This is a genomic window from Botrimarina sp. (assembly GCF_040219535.1).
Lineage (GTDB): Bacteria > Planctomycetota > Planctomycetia > Pirellulales > Lacipirellulaceae > Botrimarina.
Window position 1 is genome coordinate 12660 of record NZ_JAVJSH010000030.1, and the last position, 19256, is coordinate 31915.

The window sequence follows — 19256 nt, forward strand, 5'->3', positions numbered from 1 at the left end:
CTTCGGCGAGTAATCGCCGACCGACCGTTTGACAAAGAACGACCGCCGCGGCTGCCTCCTGGCGCCGCGGCGGTTTTTTGTTTTCCCGCTTCGGGGCGTGAATCGAGCGCTCGATCAGCGACAGCCGACAACCAACAGCCGATGGACGAACCCTCCCTGGAACTCTCTTGCTCGGAGCTCAAGCAGCGGCTCGACGCGCGCGAGGCATTATTGCTAGTCGACTGCCGCGAGCCCGAGGAGCACGCCATCGTGCGGCTGGGCGGCTCGGTGCTCGTGCCGATGGCTCAGGTCCCCGGCCGGCTGGGGGAGCTGGCGGCCGACGGGCGGCCGGTCGTGGTGTACTGCCACCACGGCATGAGGAGCCTGCAGGCCGTCCGCTGGCTGCGGGAACAAGGCCTCGCCGACGCGCAGAGCCTCGCCGGCGGGATCGACGCGTGGTCGCTAGAGATCGACCCGGCGGCGCCGCGGTATTGAGGACGGCTGTCGGCTGTCGGCCCTCGGCTCCGCCACGCCGACGGCTGCGCCGCCGATTGCTGCCGACAGCCGATAGCCGATCGCCGACAGCCTTCCCTTGCGGCGGGGCTCAGGAGTTGGCACCATACGCTTCCGCAGTGCTTGCCGCCGTGGCGGAATTGGCAGACGCGCATGGTTCAGGTCCATGTTCACGCAAGTGAGTGGAGGTTCGACTCCTCTCGGCGGCACTCGGTAAGCTCGGCGAAATCGCGAAACGCCCGGCCCGGCGGCCGGGCGTTTCTTTTTGGCCTCGGCGGCCGCGCCGCCGCCCCCACCCACGACGCCGGACAGGCGCCATGAGAATCGTCCGCTACCGCCCCGTCGGCCAGCCCTCGGCCGCCCCCCAGCACGGCGTGCTGCACGCCGACGGCCGCGTGACCCGCGCCGAGGGCGACCCGCTCGGGGGCGCCGTCGCCGACACCGGCGAGGCCGCCGACGTGGGCGAGCTGCTCGCGCCGGTCGAGCCGGCGGCGATCCTCTGCATCGGGCTGAACTACGCGGAGCACGCGGCCGAAGGGGGCCGCCCCGCGCCCGACCGGCCGGTGGTGTTCATGAAGACCCCCGCGGCGGTCCAGCGGCCGGGCGGGCCGATCGTGCTGCCCCGGCGGCTGCGGAGCGACTCGGTCGATTACGAGGGAGAGCTCGCCGTGGTGATCGGCCGCGAGTGCCTGAACGCCCCGCGCGAGGCGGCGCTCGACTACGTGGCCGGCTACGCGTGCGGCAACGACGTGTCCGCCCGCGACTGGCAACGGGGCGGGGGCGGGGGCCAGTGGTGCCGGGGCAAGACGTTCGCCACCTTCGCGCCGCTGGGGCCGTGCCTGGTCACGCCGGACGAGCTGGGCGACCCGGGCGACTTGCGTATCCGCACGACCGTCAGCGGCGACGTGCTGCAAGACTCGACCACCGCCGACATGATCTTCGACGTGCCCACGCTGATCGAGTTCCTCAGCGCAAGCACACGCCTGGCGCCCGGCACGGTGATCCTGACCGGCACGCCGCCGGGGGTGGGCTTCGCGCGCACGCCGCCGCGGTGGCTCGCGCCGGGCGACTTGGTGACGGTCGAGATCGACCGGATCGGCGCGCTCACCAACCCGGTCGTCGAAGAGCGGTTGCCCGAAGGCCTCGGGGAACTCGACCGCTGGGCGCTGTGACGCCTGGGGGGGCCGCCCAGGGCGCTGTGACGCGGCCGCTACGGGCCTGCGACGGGCCTGCTACGGGCCTGCTACGGGCCGCCGGCGATCAGCGGCTGCGCCGGTCCGACTTTTCGGCCATCCGGTCGCGGAGCTTGGCGGCCAGTTCGTATTTCTCGTGGGCGATCGCGTCGGAGAGCTGCTCCGCCAACGACGCCTGCAAGTCGTACTCCGTGAGGATCGAGCGTCGCAGCTCGCCCAGGCGCTCGGAGAAGCCGAACTCCTCGACGTCCTCGAAGTCGAGCGCCGACAGGTCCGCGACCGACTCGGACAGGGCGCGGAGGCCCTCGTCGATAGCGGCGATCGCGCCCTCGGGGTCGGCCTCTTGTAGGGCCGCCAGCGCGGCGGCTTGGGTGCGGTGGAAGAGCACGAAGGGGCGGTACTGCTCGTGCTCTTCGATCCAGTCTTGCGACGGCGGGTGGGCCGCACAGAAGTCCATCAGCGCGAGCGTGTGGTCCGCGTCCTCGACGACCCGCTCGAAGTTGCGCAGCGCCATCCACGCCACGCGGCGGTGGTAGTACTGAACGAATTCGCGGTCGATCTCGACGCAGCGGTCCTCGTCGAGCTCGAACGCGGCGCCCGCGATCGCTTGCTGGTCGCGCAGCGCTTCGAGGTACGTGGGATGGCCCTCGGGCCGCGTCCCGTCGGGACGGCCCTGCACTTCCATCTGCAACACGCCCAGATCGATCCGCAGTTGCAGCACCGGACGCCCGTCGGCGCCGTGGGTTTTGCGGGCGGTGACTTCGCCGTGGACGTAGGGCCACCCACGGAGCAGCGCGTCGAGGTCCTCTCGCATGGGCTTCATACAGCGCCCTTGAGTCGGTCGGTGCTTCGAATCTCCCCGACTCATTCTACGCGCGCCGAGCCGCCGCGTGCGAGGCAAGAACCGCGCAAGGTTTTTCCGCAGCCAGCCGCAAGCTCCGTGCGGGATGCCGCGGGTGGCGGATCGGCGCGAGCCCTTGCTCGGACCGCTGGTCGCCACCGCCACACAGCGCGCCCGCAGGCCACGGGGCGCCCGCAGGCCAAGGGGCGCCCGCTGGCCACGGGGCGCCCGCCGGCGCGGGCCTCAGCCCTCGCCCCCCTCGTCCCACAACAGGGTCTCTTGCAGCAGGGCCCGTTCGTCGCGGTCGTGACGGTCGACCTCGTCGAGCAGTTGGCGGATAGCCGCGCACGCGGAGTCGAATTTTTCGGACTGCCACACGTCCTCGTCGGCAAGCTGCGGCACGAGCCGGTTGATCCGCTGGCGCAGGTCGGTGTGCTCTTGCCGCAGGTGGGACAGCTGCCGTTCCCAGTTGGGCCGGGCCGTGGCGACCGGCGGCAGGTAGCCCCCTTGCTCCTCGAACTGCATCAACCGCTCGAGGTGGCGGCAGAACGACCGCAACGCGAACCGGACGCTCGAGCGCTTGCGGCTGGCGCTCACGGCCGGCGCTTGCCACTCGACCATCACCCGCAACGCGTGCTTGATGTGGTTGAAGATGCGGTGCTCTGCAGAGAGCGCCGCCGGGTCCAGAACGGCTTGCTTCGCGACCATCCGTACCTCCCGACCTAAAAGAGTTTCGACAGCGAATAAGGGTCGCCTGTTCTCCTAGAAAAGAAGGGCCGCTCGCCCGAGGGCCCGTAACAGCAAACCGTAACAGCAAACCGTCACAGCAATGCCGCACGGCCCCGCCTCAGCGAGAAGGTTTTCTCCGACGGCTTTTCCGACGGCCCGCCTTTTCCGATGGCCCGCCGTGCTCGCACTTCCCGCGACTCGCCGAGCGCGCCGACCGCTGCTACCGCTTCTCGAGCCACGCCCACCCAGGCGCCGCGGGCTCCCCGGGGCGAACTCACGTTGTCAGACGAGGGACTCGACGCACAAGGCGGTGTCGCTCTGCGCAAAACCTAGTCTAGCGGCGCCGGCAGTCCGATTCCAAGAAGATTCTGGACAACGCGATTTGGGGCGATTAGGGGGAATCTCAGTCGTCGGTCTTCGGCGGCTTCCGCAGCTGCTTCTTGGCCGATCGCTGCCGCTTCGAGTCAATGCGCCGCTCGCGCGACGCGCGGGTCGGCTTCGTGGCGACCCGCCGCTTCGGCGGCCGCAGCGCGGCTTGCACGGTCTCGCGCAAACGCGACAGGCACTCCGCGACGTTGCGGCCCTGCTCGCGGTGCCGGTCGCACGCGATCACCAAGTCGCCGTCGTTCGACAACCGGCCGCCGACCGAAGCGAGCAGCCGGTCGCGGACCGCCGCGGGCAGCGCCTGGCTCTCGGCCGGCCGCCAGCGGAGCACGGCTTTGGTGGCGACCTTGTTGACGTTCTGTCCGCCGGGCCCGCTGCTACGGGCGAAGGAGAAGTTGATCTCGCTCCGGGGAATCGACAGCCGGGGGCTGATTGTCAGGTCGCGTTGCACAGCCGGGCTCGTCGCGCAAGGGGCCGATCATCGCGTCGGTCGTGAGGTCGGCGACCGCGGCGCGGGACTCGACCAGCAGGGTCTCGTAGTCGGACGCGGTAAACTCCGGCCCGATCAGCTTCACGTCCAGCATCCCAGTGTAGCCGGCCTCGCAGAGAGTGCGAACGATGCCCCCCAACGGCGCGGCGCCTTGGCCCAGGGGCCGACGCCACTGGTCCACGCCGTGCGGCCGGTCGATGTCGCCCAAGTGGACCACCGCCAGGTGGGGCGCCAATTCCCGCAGCAGCGGCCAGCCCTCGGGGCCGATCGGGAAGTGGTACGTGTCCATCGCCAGCTTCAGGCCGGGGCTGTCGTACTCCCGAACCAGCGCCAGGGCCGACGCCAGGTCGGTCAGCAGCGTCCACTCGGCGGCGCACGCTTGGTGCATCGGCTCGATCGCCAGGGGCACGCCGAACTCCTCAGCGAACGGCAGCAACTGGTCCAGCGCCTGGCGGAACAGCCGCATCGCGTGGCCGCGGATGTGGCCGTTGGGGCCGCCGCTGTGGACCTTCAAGCAGGCGGCCTTCAACTGCGCGGCGACACGCAGCGCGTCGCGTGCGACGGCCAGGTTCTCTCGGGGGCTCGCCGCATCGGCGCCGGTGAAGCCGCCCACCCACGACATGCCGGCGACCGACAACCCGGTGTCGGCCACGAGGTCGACTCCTCGCTCGACGCCGAAGTCGCTGAGCTTCCGCAGCCACACGCCGACGCCGTCGTAGCCGGATTCGGCGTAGCGGACGAGGTCTTCTTCGAACGACCAACGGTAGGTCGTCAACTGGTTCATCGACAGCCGTGTCATGGGCCAGCCTGTCGCCTTGGGATCTACCACACGCACATCCGGGGACCCCCAGCACGCGAAAAGCGGCTGCGCTGTCCCACCCCGGGGGGAGTATGCGCGACTCCCGGTGTCGGCGTAAACACTGCTAGCACAACGGATATCGTTCGGCGCGCGAGGGCATTGCTTTACCGATCCCCCGGGTCGGGGATAATCGCCTTGTGCGCAGTGGGCGGATCCGGAAACGCCCGCGCTTGGACAGAGAAGAGCCCTCCCGCCCCCCGATGCCTATGAGCCCCACAGTGCTGCTGGTCGACGACCACCCGGTCGTCAGGGCCGGCGTCCGCGGGTGGCTGAGCGACGCCGGCGTCGAGGTGCTCGGCGAGGCCCTCGACGGCGCCGAGGCCCTGGCCTTCATCCAGAACAACCCCCCCTCGGTGGTCCTCACCGAGCTGCTGTTGCCCCGCGTCGATGGCTTCCGCCTGCTCTCCGACCTCCGGGACGCCGGCGTGCGCACGGGCGTCGTCTGCTACACCGGCCAAGACAACCCGACCTACGCGGCGAGGGCGTCGGCCCTGGGCGCGGCCGCGTTCGTGCCCAAGTCGGCGCCGCGCGAAACCCTGCTCGAAGCGGTGCGGAGTGTCGCCGCCGGCGGCACGTGGTGGCCCACCGAGCTCGTCCGCCGACTGACCGGCGCGCTGGCCACGCCCACGTCGGCCGGCCTCGCCGCGCCGCTCACGACCCGCGAAAGCGAGGTCCTCAAGCAACTCTCCCACGGCCTCAGCAACAAAGAGATCGCCCAAGCCCTGGGCATCAGCTACGAGACCGTCAAAGAGCACGTGCAGCACATCCTGCGGAAGCTGAACGTCGCCGACCGAACGCAAGCGGCGGTGTGGGCCGTCCGCCAAGGGCTCGCCTGAGCGAAGAACGGGCGAGCGAAAAAGCGCGAAAGTGGGAGCACGCCCCGCCGCCGACCAGCGCCGACGCCTGCGATCTCACTTCTGTTTTCTCCCTTGGCGCCGCCGTTCCGGGCTTGCGGGCGGGCGGCGGGGCGCCGATGGTGGGGCGATCCGTTGCGGCTTGTAATCGGCCCGGCCCGACCAAGCGTATTGATCAACACCCAGTCATCCGCCGACGAGTACCGACGCCTGCTCGGCGACACGCGGCGGCTCTATGCCGACGCCGCTCGGCGCGTCCTCCGCGAGCACCCCGAACTCGCTCCCGAGGGCGACTTCGCCGCGTTGATGGAGGACCTGCACCGCGGCCTGTGCCTGCGTGTCTACCTGACGATCTGCGAGGCCGACCGCCGCTGGAGCCCGGCCGAGCGGCGCCTGGCGACCGAGCTGTGCGACCACCTGTGGGGCGAGCGGCTCGAAGGGGCCACGCTCGCCCAGGCGATGCGGCACGCGTCGCAGCAGACGGCGCGGCTAGAGTGGCCCGCGCTCGTGCGGCCGTTCTTCCGCTTGGCGCCGCTCCGCGACGAGGTCCCCGCCCTCGAGAACCTGGTCATCCGCCAGACCAACCTCATCGGCCGCGCCGACGGGCTGCTCAAGCCGGCCGAGCAGCAAGCGAGCCAACGCGTGCTCGGAGCGGTGCGTCAGGCGCTGGGCTGTGAGCCGGGCGAGGAGGGCCGGGAGCACGGCGCCGAGCCGACGGCCGCCCCGTCGGTCGATCTAGCCGACCCCTTCCGCCACACGGCGCCCCCGGGGGCCGACGAGAAGAAATCGCCCGGCGCGGCCCCCGACGACGCGGCGGCCGCGCGGCCGATCGACCAGGTGCTCGCCGACCTCGACCGCTTGGTCGGCTTGGCCGGTGTGAAGCACGAGGTGCGTTCGCTCGCCAACTACATCGCCATGCAACAGCGGCGGGCGGAGGCCGGCCTGCCCGCGACCGAGATCAGCCTGCACCTGGTGTTCACCGGCGCGCCGGGCACCGGCAAGACGACCGTCGCGCGGCTGCTCGGCGAAGCCCTCTGTACGCTCGGCGTGCTGCCGGGCGGCCAGCTCGTTGAGACCGACCGCTCGGGACTCGTGGCGGAGTACGCGGGCCAGACCGGGCCGAAGACCAACGCCAAAGTCGACGAGGCGCTCGGCGGTGTGCTATTCGTCGACGAAGCGTACGGCCTCGTCGCGAGCGACTCGGAAGACCCCTTCGGACGCGAGGCGGTGCAGGCCCTGCTGAAGCGCGCCGAGGACGACCGCCACCGCTTGGCCGTCGTTCTCGCCGGTTACCCGGACGAGATGCACTCTTTGCTCGGGGCCAACCCGGGGCTGCGATCGCGCTTCGCGAAGACGATCCACTTCGACGACTACACGCCGCTGGAGCTGTGCGAGATCTTCGGCCTGCTGCTCGAGAAGTTCCACTACGAGGTCACCCCGCCCGCGCGGCTGCGCATCGCCCAAGCGATCGCCGCGCGACACGCGAGGCGGACTCGCCACTTCGGCAACGGCCGGGAGGTCCGCAACCTGTTCGAGCAGGCGATCCTCAACATGGCCAACCGGCTAGCGACGATCCCCAAGGTCACGGACGAACAACTCGTCACACTCGAGGCCGACGACATCCCGCTCGGCGACGCGGCCGGCGAGGCGCCGCAGCGCGTGACGATCACTTGCGGCTCGTGCGGCCACGCCGGTGCGTCGTCGCCCGGAGTGCTCGGCCGCCGCGTGCGCTGCCCGAAGTGCGACGACGCGTTCCTCGCCCAATGGTGCGAGCTGGCGCCGACCGACGCGTGAGTCGATCCCCCGCGGCCCGAAGCGATCGATCGATCAATACAGCGGCGTCACGACCGTCGTCGGCGTGTAGTGGTAACGCACCCGCGAAACGGTCCCGCCCAGGATCGGCCGGTAGCGCGTGTGGACGACCGGCGTGGCCGTAAAGGTCGACCTCACAGCGACCGGCGTGGCAGGCGCAGCGACGGGCGCCACCACCGGGCTGTACGCAACGACCGGCGCCACGGGCCGGTAGGCCACGGCGGGCGCCACCGGCCGGTAAGTCACGACGGGCGCCGGCGCGTAGCCGCTCACGACCACCACTTGCGCGTCGGCCGATCGGCAAGATAGCAAGGCCAGGCCGACTACGGCGGCAAGCATCGAAGCACGGGTCATCGTTGGTCACTCCTGGAGAGTCTCGGACTCGGCGCCTAGCGCCATTCTAGCACCGCGCGTCGATCGAGGAGTGCGACTCGTGTGCCGAAGGGGGCCGCATTAGCCGCCGTTGAAGAACGCCTTCCTGGCGTTTTTCAACCTCGCCAAGCTCAGAGCAAGCTCTTCGCGGCTCGCAAAACGTCGGCTCTCGGCCAACGTTTTGACGCCGCCCTCCTGGCGGCGACCCAGGCCGCTGATGAATCAACAGCCTGTTAGCCGCGCTTCGGTTGGGGGTGGAGGTGGGCCAACCCCCCGTCGACAGAGATCACCTCGCCCGTCACCCAAGAGGCCTCGGGGTCGAGCAGCCAAGTGATCGCGCGGGCGATGTCGGCCGGCTCGCCGAGCCGGCCGGTCGCGTGCAGGGCCTCGCTAGCGGCGGCCGCGGTTTCGCTCGACCAGATCTTCTCGGTGAGCCCGGTCCGCACGAGCCCCGGCGCCACGGCGTTGACCCGCACCCCCGCCGACGCGTACGAAGCCGCCGCCGACAGCACCAGGCCGATCACGCCCGCCTTCGCGGCGGCGATCGCCTCGTGGTTGGCCAACCCCGCGCGGGCCGCGCACGAGGACATCAGCACCACCGACCCGCCGCTCACGCCGGCCGGGCCGGGCTTGCGCATCGTGCGGGCGGCGGCCCGCACCGCGGCGAACGCGGTCGTCAGGTTGGTCTCGAGCGCCGCTTGCCACTCGTCGACCGACGTCACGTGCGCGGGCTTTAGCAGCAGCGAACCCACGCAGTTGACGATCCCATCGAGCCGGCCGAACTCCTCCAGCGCCGCCGACGCGAGCTGCTCGACTTGCTCGACCTGCCGCGCGTCGACCACGCGGGCGGGCTGGCCGAGCTCGCCGGCGAGCGTCGACAGCGCCGACTCGCTGCGCCCCGCGAGCATCACACGGCCGCCGTCGGCAACGATCCGGCGGCACAGCTCGCTGCCGATGCCGCCGTTGGCGCCGAGGACAAGGTGAGCGGTGTCGGCGAGCGGCATCGGCGGGACTCCTGTGGGTCGGGCTAGCGGTCGTATTCCATGAGGAAGCCGCGGAAGAGCACGAGGTGCTCCTCTTCGTCGGCCATCAGCGTGATGCAGAGGTCTTGGGTGACGTAGTCGGCCCCGTCGGTCGCTTTGATGATCTTCGTGTACTGCTCGATCGCGGATTCCTCGGCCGAGATCACCGCCTTGATCACGCCCACCACGTCGGTCGTGATCTCCGGCGGCTGGATCTGGTTGCCGACCGTCACGCTCGCCGACCCCGGCACGGCGCCGCCGAGCTGCTTCATCCGCTTGGCGAGCTGCTGCGCGTGGCCCAGCTCCTCGACGATATCCGCCGACAGCGACTTCTTGATCTCCTCGGCCCGCACGCCGTCGAGGTTGGTGCTGTTGGCCAAGTAATTCATGACCGTCTCGAGTTCCATACAGTAGGCGGTCTTCAGCAGTTCGACGACTTCTTCACGCGAGGCGGCCACGGCGGGCTCCGTTCGTTTGAGCTTTTCCGGCGGCCGCCCAGCGCGGCCTGTCTACGGGCGATTGTCGCGTCGGGTACTCGAAACGGCAACGGCGGGGGGGTGGCGCGCGGCCAGACTGGCCTCCCAACGCGCAGCTCGACCCGGCCGCTGCCACGCCGGCGCCCTCCTGGGAACGCCACCGCAGGCGCCCCCAGATGGGATCGGTGCGTAGAAAAGTTTGGGCTTATCTCATTGTCGGTCTGACGAAACCGCCTAGAAAGGTGTGAGAGCCCGCACAGGGGTCAGCCGCTACCTTGCGGCGCCTGTTTGACGATAACGATGACTCGTACCGAAGGAACTACGCGATGAAGATGCTACTCACACTGGCCGCCGCGATGGCGGTCGCCGCCCCCACGTTCGCTTGCGACACCTGCGGCTGCAAGGACGCCAAGCACGACAAGGCCCACACCGCTGGCGAGGCCCACCAGCACGACATCGTCGACACCGCCGTCGAGGCCGAAGGCTTCTCGACGCTGGTCGCCGCCGTAAAGGCCGCCGGCCTGGTCGAGACCCTCAAGGGCGACGGCCCGTTCACCGTGTTCGCGCCGACCGACAAGGCCTTCGAGAAGCTCCCGTCGGGCACGCTCCAGTCGCTGCTGAAGCCGGAGAACAAGGACAAGCTGACCTCGATCCTCACCTACCACGTGGTCCCCGGCAAAGTCATGGCCTCCGACGTGGTGAACGTCGACTCGGCCGAGACCGTCAACGGCAAGCAGCTCGACGTGAAGGTCCAGGGCGACACCGTCATGGTCGGCGACGCGAAGGTCGTAAAGACCGACATCGAGTGCACCAACGGCGTGATCCACGTGATCGACTCGGTGCTCCTCCCGTGAGGCGATGAAGCAACTTAAGCTGAACTCCAACAGGCCCCCGGCCACGCCGGGGGCCTGTTCTTTTTTGCTGCCGCGGGTCGGCCTTTGCGTGCCGGCTTCCGCCGCGAGGCCTTGTCCCAAATACGACCAACCGCCCGCCGCCACCCGCCACCCGTCCGCTCGATATGGACTCCGACGTGCCGCCGATCCGCGTTCGCGACGGCCACGATGCGCCGCGCGACGTGCGCCCCGATGCCGAGTTCGTCCTCTACTGGATGACCTCCTTCCGCCGGCCCCGATGGAACTTCGCCCTCGACCGCGCGGTCGAGTGGCGGCGCGAGCTTGGCCTGCCTCTGGTCGTGTTCGAGCCGCTGCGGGTCGACTACCGCTGGGCGAGCGACCGCTTCCACACGTTCGCGATCCAAGGCATGCGCGACAACGCGGAGGCCTTCGCCGGCGTTGGCACGTTGGCCTACTACCCGTACGTCGAGCCGGAGGTCGGCTCCCTCAAGAAGCTCTTCAAATCCCTGGTCGGTCGGTCGGCGGTGGTCGTGACGGACGACTACCCGGGCTTCTTCATCCGCTCGCTCAACCGCGCCGCGAACCGCGTCATTGACTGCCGGTACGAGGTGGTCGATTCGAACGGCCTCTACCCGATGCGCGCGTGCGACAAGGTTTGGAGTCGCGCGTACGACTTCCGCCGACACCTGCAAAAGAACGTGCTCGAGCACCTCGGCGACGCGCCGAGGCCCTCCCCGCTGCAAGGCGATCGCGGCCCGTCGGCCGCAGGCGTGCTCGATGGCGTTCAGCAGGAGTACAACCCGGTCTCGCAAGAGGACCTGGACGACCCGTCGGGCCTCGTGGCCTCGCTGCCGATCGACCATTCGGTCCCCCCCGTCGAGCACACGCCGGGCGGGTGGAAGGCCGCGGCGGCGTGCCTCGACCGCTTCGTTGACGACCGCCTCGACCGGTACGAAGAACGCAACGACCCGGAGGCCGACTCCGCCAGCCGGCTCTCTCCCTACCTGCACTGGGGTCACATCTCGCCGCACGAGGTTTTTGATCGCATCGCCGAGCGCGAGGGCTGGTCGCCGAACAAGACCGCCGACAAGGCCAGCGGCAGCAGCGACGGCTGGTGGGGCATGAGCCCCGAGGCCGAGGGCTTCCTCGACGAGCTGCTCACCTGGCGCGAGCTGGGCCTCAACATGGCCTCCAAGCGCGCCGACTACACCCGCTTCGAGTCGCTCCCCGGTTGGGCGCAAGAGACCCTCGCCGAACACGCCGACGACGACCGCCCGCACACGTACACCCTCGAACAGTTCGAACGGGCCCAAACCCACGACGACCTCTGGAACGCGGCCCAGCGCGAGCTGCTGCGCGACGGCCGCATCCACAACTACCTGCGGATGCTGTGGGGCAAGAAGGTGCTCCACTGGAGCGCCTCGCCGCGCCAGGCGTACCAGATCCTCGAGCACCTGAACAACAAGTACGCGCTCGACGGCCGCGACCCCAACAGCTACTCCGGCATCCTCTGGACCTTCGGTCGCTACGACCGCGCATGGGGCCCCGAGCGCGAGGTCTTCGGCAAGGTCCGCTACATGACCAGCGACAACACGAAGCGGAAGGTCCACGTGAAGGACTACTTGAAGAAGTACGCGGCCGACGCGGAGCGCTCGCTCTTTTGATTTTCTACCGCGGAGATCGCAGAGAGCGCGGAGAAAGAAAAGGCGCTTTTGGCGATCAGCTGCCCAGACCGCCCAAAACGCAGAACCGGTGACCGCCCCCGAGATCGCCAATCTCCCCTCCTTCCTCCGCGTGCTCCGCGCTCTCCGCGGTGAATCGTAAATGCGAACCAACACGCTCGCCCTGATCCTCGGCGACCAGCTCGACCGCGAGTCGGCCCTCTTCGAAGGGCTCGACAAACAGCGAGACACGCTCTGGATGGCCGAGGTCGCCGAGGAGTCGACCCACGTCGGGACGCACAAGGCGCGGATCGCGATCTTCCTGTCGGCGATGCGCCACTTCCGCGACGAGCTGCGCGGCGCGGGCTGGCGGGTCGACTACCGCGAGCTTCCCGCCAAGAGCGACGGCCGAACCCGCGTCGGCTCGGAAGAGACCTTCGCCGCCGCGCTGGACGACGCGATCAAGCGGCTCCGGCCCGAGCGCCTCGCCGTCGTGAAGCCCGGCGAGTGGCGCGTCGAGCGGTCGCTGCTGAAAACGGCCGAGGAGGCCGGCCTCCCGCTCGAGATCCTCGACGACACGCACTTCTACACCACGCCCGAGGACTTCGCCCGGCACGCCAAGGGCCGCAAGCAGGTGCGGCTCGAGTACTTCTACCGCGAAGTCCGCCAGCGGCACGGCGTGCTGATGGAGGGCACGGGGGAGGGCGCCCAGCCGATCGGCGGCGCATGGAACTTCGACAAGCAGAACCGCGGCTCGTTCGCCAAGGGCGGCCCCGGCGACCTCCGCTCGCCGCGCTCGACCAGCCCCGATTCGATCACCGAGCAGGTCATCGCGCTGGTCAACGACCGCTTCGCCGACCACCCGGGCGAGCTGGCCGCGTTCGACTGGCCGGTGACCGTAGCCGACGCGCGGCGCACGCTGACCGACTTCATCAAACACCGCCTGCCCAATTTCGGCGACTACCAAGACGCCCTCTGGACCGACGAGCCGTGGCTCTACCACTCGCGGCTCTCCTCGGCGATGAACCTCAAGCTGCTCGGCCCGCGCGAGGTAGTCGCCGCGGCCGAGCAGGCCTACCACGACGGCCACGCGCCGATCAACGCGGTGGAGGGCTTCGTGCGGCAGATCGTCGGCTGGCGGGAGTACGTTCGCGGGATCTACTGGAACCACATGCCGGGCTACGTCGACCGCAACACGCTCGGCGCCGACGGCGAGCTGCCCCGCTTTTACTGGACCGGCGAGACCGACATGGAGTGCCTCCGCCAGGCGATTGGCCAGACCCTGGAGCTTGGCTACGCGCACCACATCCAGCGGCTGATGGTCACGGGCCTGTTCGCGCTGCTGCTGGGCGTCGACCCGAAGCGGGTGCACGAGTGGTACCTGGCCGTGTACGTCGACGCGGTCGAGTGGGTCGAGCTGCCCAACACGCTCGGCATGTCGCAGTACGCCGACGGCGGCCTGATGGCGAGCAAGCCGTACTGCGCGAGCGGCGCCTACATCAACCGGATGAGCAACTACTGCAAGAACTGCCGCTACAAGCCGGCCAAGGCCACCGGAGAGGACGCCTGCCCCTTCACCACCCTCTACTGGGACTTCCTCGCCCGCCACCAGAAGCGGCTCACGGGCAACAACCGCCTGACGATGCAGCTAAAGAACGTCGAGCGCAAGGACAAGGAAGAACTCGACACGATCCGCGAGCGCGCCCAGGAGCTGCGGGAACGCTGGGCATGATCTATTGGGGCCAGCTGGCTGGGAACGCAGACCTGTAGGGCGCTATCCCGCGAAGCGGAATCGCACCATCGGCGCCGTCGACTGCGGTGCGATTCGGCTTCGCCGGATGGCGCCCTACCAAACTTAGAGGCGGGGTGCGTTGCGTCGGTCAGCCAAGGAGAGCAGGAAGTAGAGAAGAGCTAAGCTTAGTGAGAGAGCTGAGCCGGGCTCGGGAACTGCTGCGACACGAAATCCAATCTGTGTGGACCGGCTAGCCAGCCTGTCATCTCCCCCCAGAACGGACAACGGAAAGGCATTTGTTACCAGGCCGGCTTGCCCGCCTCTGACGCCGCGGGAGTCCGGTGAAAGTAGGGTTGTTGGATCGCCGAAGAGAGTAGTCTCCTGCCACTCCGCAACGTTACCTCCCTGGGCGATGGTCCCGAATGGGCTCGGGCCACCCGATTGAGTTATGTCGGCCAATCCAGTCGGCTGATTCCAAACCGCAGTCCCTAGATCGGTACCACTGACAACAGAGATTGGTGGATCATCGCTTCCGGTCGGGTAGTTCCAGTACGCATCGAGTGTCGGGTCGTAGTAGGCCGCTTTGTACCACTCGTCGACGCTTGGGATGAAATACTGCGACAGCGAGTTGCGAAACGGGTTCTGCGGGTCGTAGCCAACATCGCCTGGAGACCAGAGCTGAAACTCACCGGCGCCGTCGAACTTGTAGGCCGGCGCGGCGCCCTTTTCGGCGTTCAGCCAGTTGACGAACCGGGCCGCCTCGAACCAACTGAGCCGGGTCGCCGGTTTGTTGGGCCCGCGGTCGTCGATGGTGATTGCGAGTGGGTCGCCGGCTAGCTCGCTCAGCTCGTTGGCCTTACGGATCGCTTGTTCCGGGACTTCGTACTTGCCTATGCGGTACGTGTATCCGACCGATCCGGCGGGGTTGGGCGCCCCGGTCGTGTCGGCCGGATTGCCCGGATCACCGATCGTCACGAACGGGATCTCGAACGCCAAGTCGCCCGAACCGAACGTGTCTGCGGTACTGGGCGATGTCGCCGCGACGATGGCTACGAAGAGTGCGACGCCGTACAAGGCGTGCGAAGGGGTCGATCTGCGCATTGGATGAGGCCTCGGGTTGTCTGTCCCTGGGCCTGACCGTACCAAGATTTGCCAATGAAGTGGCTACAAAAGAGGCGTCATTCGCCCCTTCCGTCGGATAGCGCCCAACGAAACCCGCTGGGGGTTCGTTCGGCGCCCGGCCAACCACGGGCTCAGTTCTTGCCGACTCGGGTCTCATCCGCCGCGAACTCGTCGCGGATCGCCCGCAGGCGCGACGTACCCCAGCCTTCGGTCGGCGCGATGAAGCCCCCTTCGCCGAACTCGTTCCAGGCGTAGATGACGAAGGCTTTTTGCGTTGCGTCCTTCGTCGGAAAGCCGAGCGTCGGAAACGCGTCGAGGTCCTCCCGGACCGCGCGGAGCTCGGCGCGGAACTGCTCTTCGGTAGGCAACTCGAAACACGGCCGCGTCGGGTAGTCCCACGGGCGAGAGTTCCACCCGGCGGTCACGAAGGGAACGATCGGGAAGCCGGCTTCGGCGCCGTGCATCCGGTACGCCTGGGTGTAGCGAGAGATGATCCCGTAGGGGAGGTCGTGCGGGGTGCGCGGCAGCTGCTCGGGCAGGGCCATGTAGGTCGATCCGTAGTCGAACAGCGTGCGGAACCACGGCTGGTCCGCCGGGCTGGACCACCCCGTCAGGCCGCCGCCGATCAGCAGCTCGCCGAGTCCGTTCTCCCGGACAACTTGCCGCAAGCGCTCGAGCCGCGCGGCCGCCGGTCCGACGTCGCCGCCGTGGGCCTGAAGGAAGTGCTGGCTGCTATGGATCTTCAGCACCAGCTTCCCGCCGACGCGCAGGTAGCTCGGCTGCCGGAAGGCGGCGAGCAACGTCGCTTCGCAGTCGGCCCACGACGCGTCGGTGAGCGCGTCGAAGGGGGGGTGGTTGCAGACCTCGAGGCAGAACGAGAGCCGATCGCTCTGCGGCGATCGGACGAAGTGCTCCAGCCCCGAGTTGAGTTTGGCGGCGTGGGGCTCGCCGGGGACCGGCCCGTCCTGCGGGTACCACAGGATGTTGAAGAAGTCGACGCCGTGCTCGGCCGCGGCGGCAATCTCGGCGTCCATCGTGGGCTGGGTGTTGTACTCGCCGAGGAGCGGCTTGCGTTCGGGGAAGCCCTCGCGCCAGTCGCGGTACTCGCCGCTGATATTGCTGTGCCACTTGTTGGGAGTCGGCTCCCACCAGCCCGCGAAGTAGGTCACGCCGACCAGGTACTCTTTGTCCCCCGGTTGCGAGTTGTCACCCGGTTGCGAGGCCGCTGACACGGTGCAGCTGGCGAGCCACACGGCGCCACCAGCCAGCCACACCGCAGCGCCGCCGACGGCGGCGCTGCGCAAGAGACGGCCTGCCGTTACGGCCGTTTCCATCCAGAAGCGAGGCGGGCGTCGGTTCATCGTCGGTCTGCAGAACTAGGCGGCTCGGTGAGTAAAGGCGGCGAGCCTACGCACGGCCGCCGAGGTGGGGGGCCAGCCGTGTCGCAACCCGCGGGAGACCGGACCATACGTCAGGCGCGGTGGCGGGGCGACGCTCCCCGGCGCGCGCAGCCAAGAAGGCACGATTGCGGGCCATTCCGACGGGTGGCCTCATCGGCGCCGACGCTTGGCTGCCAACGTGTTGCAGCAAATTCCCTCAACCGCACAGCCCGTAAGCTTCTATCCGGCGAAACCAAACCGCACCGAGCCGACTTCTTCCCCGGATCGGTGGCTAATTCTCGGCCCGTCGTCGATTCAGCGGCGACAATCGACGGGTTTTCAGCCGACCGGGCGCTGGGGGGTTTCGTTACAGTTAGCGCGTCTTGAACGCACCGTGTAACGCATAGCGAAGTGGTTGGGGCGTAACGAGTTAAGGTCCCAAACGGCGCGCAATAGCGTTACATCGACGTTTGTTGGCGCGCCGCGTAACGTAACGAAACCGACAAGCGCTCGCGGCGGCCGGCGCGTGGCTCATAGGGGCTCAACCGAGCCCCCACCAGACGAGCACCCCCAGCGCCCCGACCGACGCGATCAGGCCCACCAGCGCGAGCAGGCCGTCTTGCGCGGTGACGGCCAGGCCCAGCAGCATGATCGCCGCGCCGGGCACGACGCACGCGAAAGGCACCAACTCCAGGGGGGGCATGGTGCAGCCCATCACCACGCAGACGGCGGCGACGACGTACTTCATCGGCCCCTTCACCATGTACGGCATCCGCTGGCCGGTGAAGCGATCCACCCACTCGAGCCACGGCCGGGCTTTTTCCATCGATTCCTCGAACTTCTGCTCGTCGACGCTCCGCTCGGCGATGAGGCCCGGCAGCCAAGGGTATTTGCGGCCGAAGAGCGCCTGGCCGGCGACCAAGATCACGAACACGCCCATCGTGGTCGGCAGGGTCGGGATCGTGCCCAAGGGGGTCATCAGCACAAGGCCCGGGATGACCAGCAGCGGGCCGAACAAGCGGCCGGCGAATTCGTCGAGCGCGTCTTGGACCGACAGGTCGCTGGAGTCGCCGTCGCCGCCGGCGGCGCCTTCGAGGTCGTCGACGATGTCGGTGAGCGACTTGGGTTCTTCTTCTTCGGCCATCGGTGGGGGGCGCCTGTTCTGTCGGGTCGGGACGCGTGGGGCCCGTCCCGCACGGCCCTTTTTGTACCCGCCGGCCACGCGACGGGGCAGCCGAGCCGTCGCAACGGCGGGGCGGGTGGCAGGGCAGAGGCCTAGCAACAAACGGGCCAGCGGCCCGCGCCGGCCGACGCATCGCGCCTATGCGAAAAAGGCATGGCTGGCGCCGCTATCCCCGTGGGGGGTGAATGCCTATAAAACAAGGTCTGAAGCGATCCGAAACCGCCCGAAGCCCTCGATTTGAGGTACCCCCGCCATGTCGATCCTCGTCCAGAAAGAAGCCCCCGACTTCACCGCCCAGGCCGTGATGCCCAGCGGCGAGTTCAAGGAGGTCAAGCTCTCCGACTACCGCGGCAAGCACGTGCTGCTGTTCTTCTGGCCGCTCGACTTCACGTTCGTGTGCCCGACCGAGATCATCGCGTTCAGCGACCGGGCGGACGAGTTCGAGAAGCTCGGCGTGCAGATCCTCGGCGTGTCGATCGACAGCCATTACACGCACTTTGCGTGGACCAACACGCCGCGCGACAAGGGGGGGATCGGCAAGGTCAAGTACCCGCTGATCGCCGACCTCAGCAAGAAGATCGCCGAGCAGTACGACGTGCTGCTCGAGGGGGGCGTCGCGCTCCGCGGGCTGTTCCTGATCGACAAGGAAGGCGTCGTGCGGCACCAGGTGGTAAACGACTTGCCGCTAGGACGCAGCGTCGACGAGGCCCTGCGGATGGTTCAAGCGCTGCAGTACTTCGAGAAGAACGGCGAGGTCTGCCCGGCCAACTGGAAGGAGGGGGCGGCCACGATCAAGCCCACGGTCGACGACAGCAAGTCGTTCTTCGAGACCGAGTACGCGGGCAAGGCCTGAGGCCCCCGCCCCGGGAGCGATCGACCCCGACCCCCGCGACGCCGGCCGGCGTCGCGGGGGGTCGGTTACTCCGGCCTATCGGCCGGCGGTTTGCGCGGTGGCCAGAATACGCCGGGGGCGGGCGACGACGACCGGTTGTCTGCGGCCGGGTGGCGCCTAGAGTTGCCTGCTGATAGCGGCCCGCTTTGGCCGGCTGGCGGCGGCCCCGCTCGGGGCGTGATCCTACCCGCGTTTCCCCCCTCGGAGCCGGTCCCTTCGACGACCCGTCCCCCCGCATGTCCGTCGCTTTCGAAAATGGCTGCTCTAGCAGCCCCGTGAACCGCATGGCGAACCAACCGCTCGAATCGCGCACCTCGGAGAACGGGTCGCCCCACCGCGAAGCGGGGGTCGACCTGGCAGCTATCGAGGGGGCGGTGCGGACGATCCTCGAGGCGGTGGGGGAGGACCCCGACCGCGCCGGGCTGCTCGACACGCCCCGCCGCGTCGCGAAGATGTACGCCGAGATGTTCCAGGGCCTGCGTCAGGACCCCGGGCGGCACCTCGACGTGACTTTCCCCGAGCAATACGACGAGATCGTGCTGGTCCGCGACATCCGTTTCACCAGCATGTGCGAGCACCACCTGCTGCCGTTCTCGGGCGTGGCCCACGTGGGCTATTTGCCGAACGGGCGGGTGACGGGGCTGTCGAAGCTCGCGCGGGTCGTCGACGAGGTCGCGCGGCGGCCTCAGGTCCAGGAGCGGATGACCCAAACGATCGCCGAGCTGATCGAGGCCAAGCTCGGCTCGGCCGGCGTGGCGGTGGTTCTGCGGGCGGAGCACTCGTGCATGAGCATCCGCGGCATCCAGAAGCCGGGCAGCACGACCGTTACCAGCGCGCTGCGGGGCGTGTTTAAGACCAACGCGTCGAGCCGCGCCGAGGTGATGTCGCTGATCACCAACGGATGAGATC

18 protein-coding genes, 1 tRNA gene and 1 pseudogene are annotated in these 19256 nt (G+C 68.8%); 10 read left to right on the forward strand and 10 right to left on the reverse strand.

Features of this window, described 5'->3' with window-relative positions:
- Window positions 1–141 precede the first annotated feature (141 nt).
- The 3 genes from RIC11_RS17710 to RIC11_RS17720 all read left to right on the forward strand — a co-directional run bounded on the left by RIC11_RS17710 (window position 142) and on the right by RIC11_RS17720 (window position 1664).
- Window positions 142–474 (forward strand): rhodanese-like domain-containing protein, encoded by a 333-nt coding sequence (locus tag RIC11_RS17710; RefSeq protein WP_350213603.1) that lies wholly within the window; start codon window positions 142–144, stop codon window positions 472–474.
- Window positions 475–617: 143 nt separating this feature from the next.
- Window positions 618–701: transfer RNA gene (locus RIC11_RS17715), tRNA-Leu, on the forward strand.
- A gap of 108 nt (window positions 702–809) precedes the next feature.
- Window positions 810–1664 carry a fumarylacetoacetate hydrolase family protein gene (locus RIC11_RS17720; protein WP_350213604.1) on the forward strand — a complete coding sequence of 285 codons (855 nt, stop codon included), beginning with the start codon at window positions 810–812 and terminating at the stop codon, window positions 1662–1664.
- A gap of 88 nt (window positions 1665–1752) precedes the next feature.
- Here RIC11_RS17720 and RIC11_RS17725 read toward each other — a convergent pair whose 3' ends face one another.
- The 4 genes and pseudogenes from RIC11_RS17725 to RIC11_RS17740 all read right to left on the reverse strand — a co-directional run bounded on the left by RIC11_RS17725 (window position 1753) and on the right by RIC11_RS17740 (window position 4928).
- Complete coding sequence (locus RIC11_RS17725; RefSeq protein WP_350213605.1) at window positions 1753–2508, reverse strand: UvrB/UvrC motif-containing protein; 756 nt, start codon at window positions 2506–2508, stop codon at window positions 1753–1755.
- A gap of 261 nt (window positions 2509–2769) precedes the next feature.
- Window positions 2770–3234 carry a hemerythrin domain-containing protein gene (locus RIC11_RS17730; protein ID WP_350213606.1) on the reverse strand — a complete coding sequence of 155 codons (465 nt, stop codon included), beginning with the start codon at window positions 3232–3234 and terminating at the stop codon, window positions 2770–2772.
- A 424-nt stretch (window positions 3235–3658) separates the two neighbouring features.
- Window positions 3659–4054, reverse strand: a pseudogene (gene arfB / locus RIC11_RS17735) (alternative ribosome rescue aminoacyl-tRNA hydrolase ArfB); the annotation flags it as partial.
- Window positions 4017–4928, reverse strand: a complete 912-nt coding sequence (locus RIC11_RS17740; RefSeq protein WP_350213607.1) for a sugar phosphate isomerase/epimerase family protein — start codon at window positions 4926–4928, stop codon at window positions 4017–4019. The pseudogene arfB and the gene RIC11_RS17740, both read right to left, overlap by 38 nt.
- 266 nt (window positions 4929–5194) lie before the next feature.
- Between RIC11_RS17740 and RIC11_RS17745 the strand changes: the two genes are divergently transcribed.
- Both RIC11_RS17745 and RIC11_RS17750 read left to right on the forward strand, forming a co-directional pair.
- Window positions 5195–5824 (forward strand): response regulator, encoded by a 630-nt coding sequence (locus RIC11_RS17745; protein ID WP_350213608.1) that lies wholly within the window; start codon window positions 5195–5197, stop codon window positions 5822–5824.
- A 189-nt stretch (window positions 5825–6013) separates the two neighbouring features.
- Entirely contained in the window at window positions 6014–7636 is a 1623-nt protein-coding gene (locus tag RIC11_RS17750; RefSeq protein ID WP_350213609.1) for an AAA family ATPase, read from the forward strand.
- A 33-nt stretch (window positions 7637–7669) separates the two neighbouring features.
- Here the strand turns inward: RIC11_RS17750 and RIC11_RS17755 are convergent, their stop codons facing one another.
- From RIC11_RS17755 to RIC11_RS17765, 3 genes are all read right to left on the reverse strand, one after another.
- Complete coding sequence (locus RIC11_RS17755; RefSeq protein WP_350213610.1) at window positions 7670–8008, reverse strand: hypothetical protein; 339 nt, start codon at window positions 8006–8008, stop codon at window positions 7670–7672.
- Window positions 8009–8259: 251 nt separating this feature from the next.
- Window positions 8260–9030: an SDR family NAD(P)-dependent oxidoreductase gene (locus tag RIC11_RS17760; RefSeq protein ID WP_350213611.1), complete on the reverse strand. Its 771-nt coding sequence runs from the start codon at window positions 9028–9030 to the stop codon at window positions 8260–8262.
- 23 nt (window positions 9031–9053) lie between these two features.
- A complete protein-coding gene (locus tag RIC11_RS17765; protein WP_350213612.1) occupies window positions 9054–9506 on the reverse strand; it encodes a ferritin-like domain-containing protein in 453 nt (150 codons plus the stop codon).
- A 344-nt stretch (window positions 9507–9850) separates the two neighbouring features.
- Between RIC11_RS17765 and RIC11_RS17770 the strand changes: the two genes are divergently transcribed.
- The 3 genes from RIC11_RS17770 to RIC11_RS17780 all read left to right on the forward strand — a co-directional run bounded on the left by RIC11_RS17770 (window position 9851) and on the right by RIC11_RS17780 (window position 13771).
- A complete protein-coding gene (locus RIC11_RS17770; protein WP_350213613.1) occupies window positions 9851–10378 on the forward strand; it encodes a fasciclin domain-containing protein in 528 nt (175 codons plus the stop codon).
- 164 nt (window positions 10379–10542) lie between these two features.
- Window positions 10543–12042 (forward strand): cryptochrome/DNA photolyase family protein, encoded by a 1500-nt coding sequence (locus RIC11_RS17775; RefSeq protein WP_350213614.1) that lies wholly within the window; start codon window positions 10543–10545, stop codon window positions 12040–12042.
- 160 nt (window positions 12043–12202) lie between these two features.
- Window positions 12203–13771: a cryptochrome/photolyase family protein gene (locus RIC11_RS17780; protein ID WP_350213615.1), complete on the forward strand. Its 1569-nt coding sequence runs from the start codon at window positions 12203–12205 to the stop codon at window positions 13769–13771.
- 123 nt (window positions 13772–13894) lie between these two features.
- On the opposite strand, the gene RIC11_RS17785 is transcribed toward RIC11_RS17780, so the two are convergent.
- From RIC11_RS17785 to RIC11_RS17795, 3 genes are all read right to left on the reverse strand, one after another.
- A complete protein-coding gene (locus RIC11_RS17785; RefSeq protein ID WP_350213616.1) occupies window positions 13895–14845 on the reverse strand; it encodes an SUMF1/EgtB/PvdO family nonheme iron enzyme in 951 nt (316 codons plus the stop codon).
- 179 nt (window positions 14846–15024) lie between these two features.
- Window positions 15025–16197, reverse strand: coding sequence for a glycoside hydrolase family 99-like domain-containing protein (locus RIC11_RS17790; RefSeq protein WP_350213617.1), 1173 nt, complete (start codon window positions 16195–16197; stop codon window positions 15025–15027).
- A gap of 616 nt (window positions 16198–16813) precedes the next feature.
- Window positions 16814–17416, reverse strand: coding sequence for an exopolysaccharide biosynthesis protein (locus RIC11_RS17795; RefSeq protein WP_350213618.1), 603 nt, complete (start codon window positions 17414–17416; stop codon window positions 16814–16816).
- 292 nt (window positions 17417–17708) lie between these two features.
- Between RIC11_RS17795 and RIC11_RS17800 the strand changes: the two genes are divergently transcribed.
- Both RIC11_RS17800 and folE read left to right on the forward strand, forming a co-directional pair.
- On the forward strand, window positions 17709–18308 hold the full coding sequence (locus tag RIC11_RS17800; protein WP_350213619.1) for a peroxiredoxin: 600 nt from the start codon (window positions 17709–17711) through the stop codon (window positions 18306–18308).
- A gap of 323 nt (window positions 18309–18631) precedes the next feature.
- Window positions 18632–19252, forward strand: a complete 621-nt coding sequence (gene folE, locus RIC11_RS17805) for a GTP cyclohydrolase I FolE (protein ID WP_350213620.1) — start codon at window positions 18632–18634, stop codon at window positions 19250–19252.
- Window positions 19253–19256: the final 4 nt, after the last annotated feature.

What these genes read in the sequence shown, in the direction of transcription:
- RIC11_RS17710 (WP_350213603.1), top strand. Translation starts at nt 142, where the DNA reads ATGGACGAACCCTCCCTGGAACTCTCTTGCTCGGAGCTCAAGCAGCGG.
- RIC11_RS17720 (WP_350213604.1), top strand. Translation starts at nt 810, where the DNA reads ATGAGAATCGTCCGCTACCGCCCCGTCGGCCAGCCCTCGGCCGCCCCC.
- RIC11_RS17725 (WP_350213605.1), bottom strand. Translation starts at nt 2,508, where the DNA reads ATGAAGCCCATGCGAGAGGACCTCGACGCGCTGCTCCGTGGGTGGCCC.
- RIC11_RS17730 (WP_350213606.1), bottom strand. Translation starts at nt 3,234, where the DNA reads ATGGTCGCGAAGCAAGCCGTTCTGGACCCGGCGGCGCTCTCTGCAGAG.
- RIC11_RS17740 (WP_350213607.1), bottom strand. Translation starts at nt 4,928, where the DNA reads ATGACACGGCTGTCGATGAACCAGTTGACGACCTACCGTTGGTCGTTC.
- RIC11_RS17745 (WP_350213608.1), top strand. Translation starts at nt 5,195, where the DNA reads ATGAGCCCCACAGTGCTGCTGGTCGACGACCACCCGGTCGTCAGGGCC.
- RIC11_RS17755 (WP_350213610.1), bottom strand. Translation starts at nt 8,008, where the DNA reads ATGACCCGTGCTTCGATGCTTGCCGCCGTAGTCGGCCTGGCCTTGCTA.
- RIC11_RS17760 (WP_350213611.1), bottom strand. Translation starts at nt 9,030, where the DNA reads ATGCCGCTCGCCGACACCGCTCACCTTGTCCTCGGCGCCAACGGCGGC.
- RIC11_RS17770 (WP_350213613.1), top strand. Translation starts at nt 9,851, where the DNA reads ATGAAGATGCTACTCACACTGGCCGCCGCGATGGCGGTCGCCGCCCCC.
- RIC11_RS17775 (WP_350213614.1), top strand. Translation starts at nt 10,543, where the DNA reads ATGGACTCCGACGTGCCGCCGATCCGCGTTCGCGACGGCCACGATGCG.
- RIC11_RS17780 (WP_350213615.1), top strand. Translation starts at nt 12,203, where the DNA reads ATGCGAACCAACACGCTCGCCCTGATCCTCGGCGACCAGCTCGACCGC.
- RIC11_RS17795 (WP_350213618.1), bottom strand. Translation starts at nt 17,416, where the DNA reads ATGGCCGAAGAAGAAGAACCCAAGTCGCTCACCGACATCGTCGACGAC.
- RIC11_RS17800 (WP_350213619.1), top strand. Translation starts at nt 17,709, where the DNA reads ATGTCGATCCTCGTCCAGAAAGAAGCCCCCGACTTCACCGCCCAGGCC.
- folE (WP_350213620.1), top strand. Translation starts at nt 18,632, where the DNA reads ATGGCGAACCAACCGCTCGAATCGCGCACCTCGGAGAACGGGTCGCCC.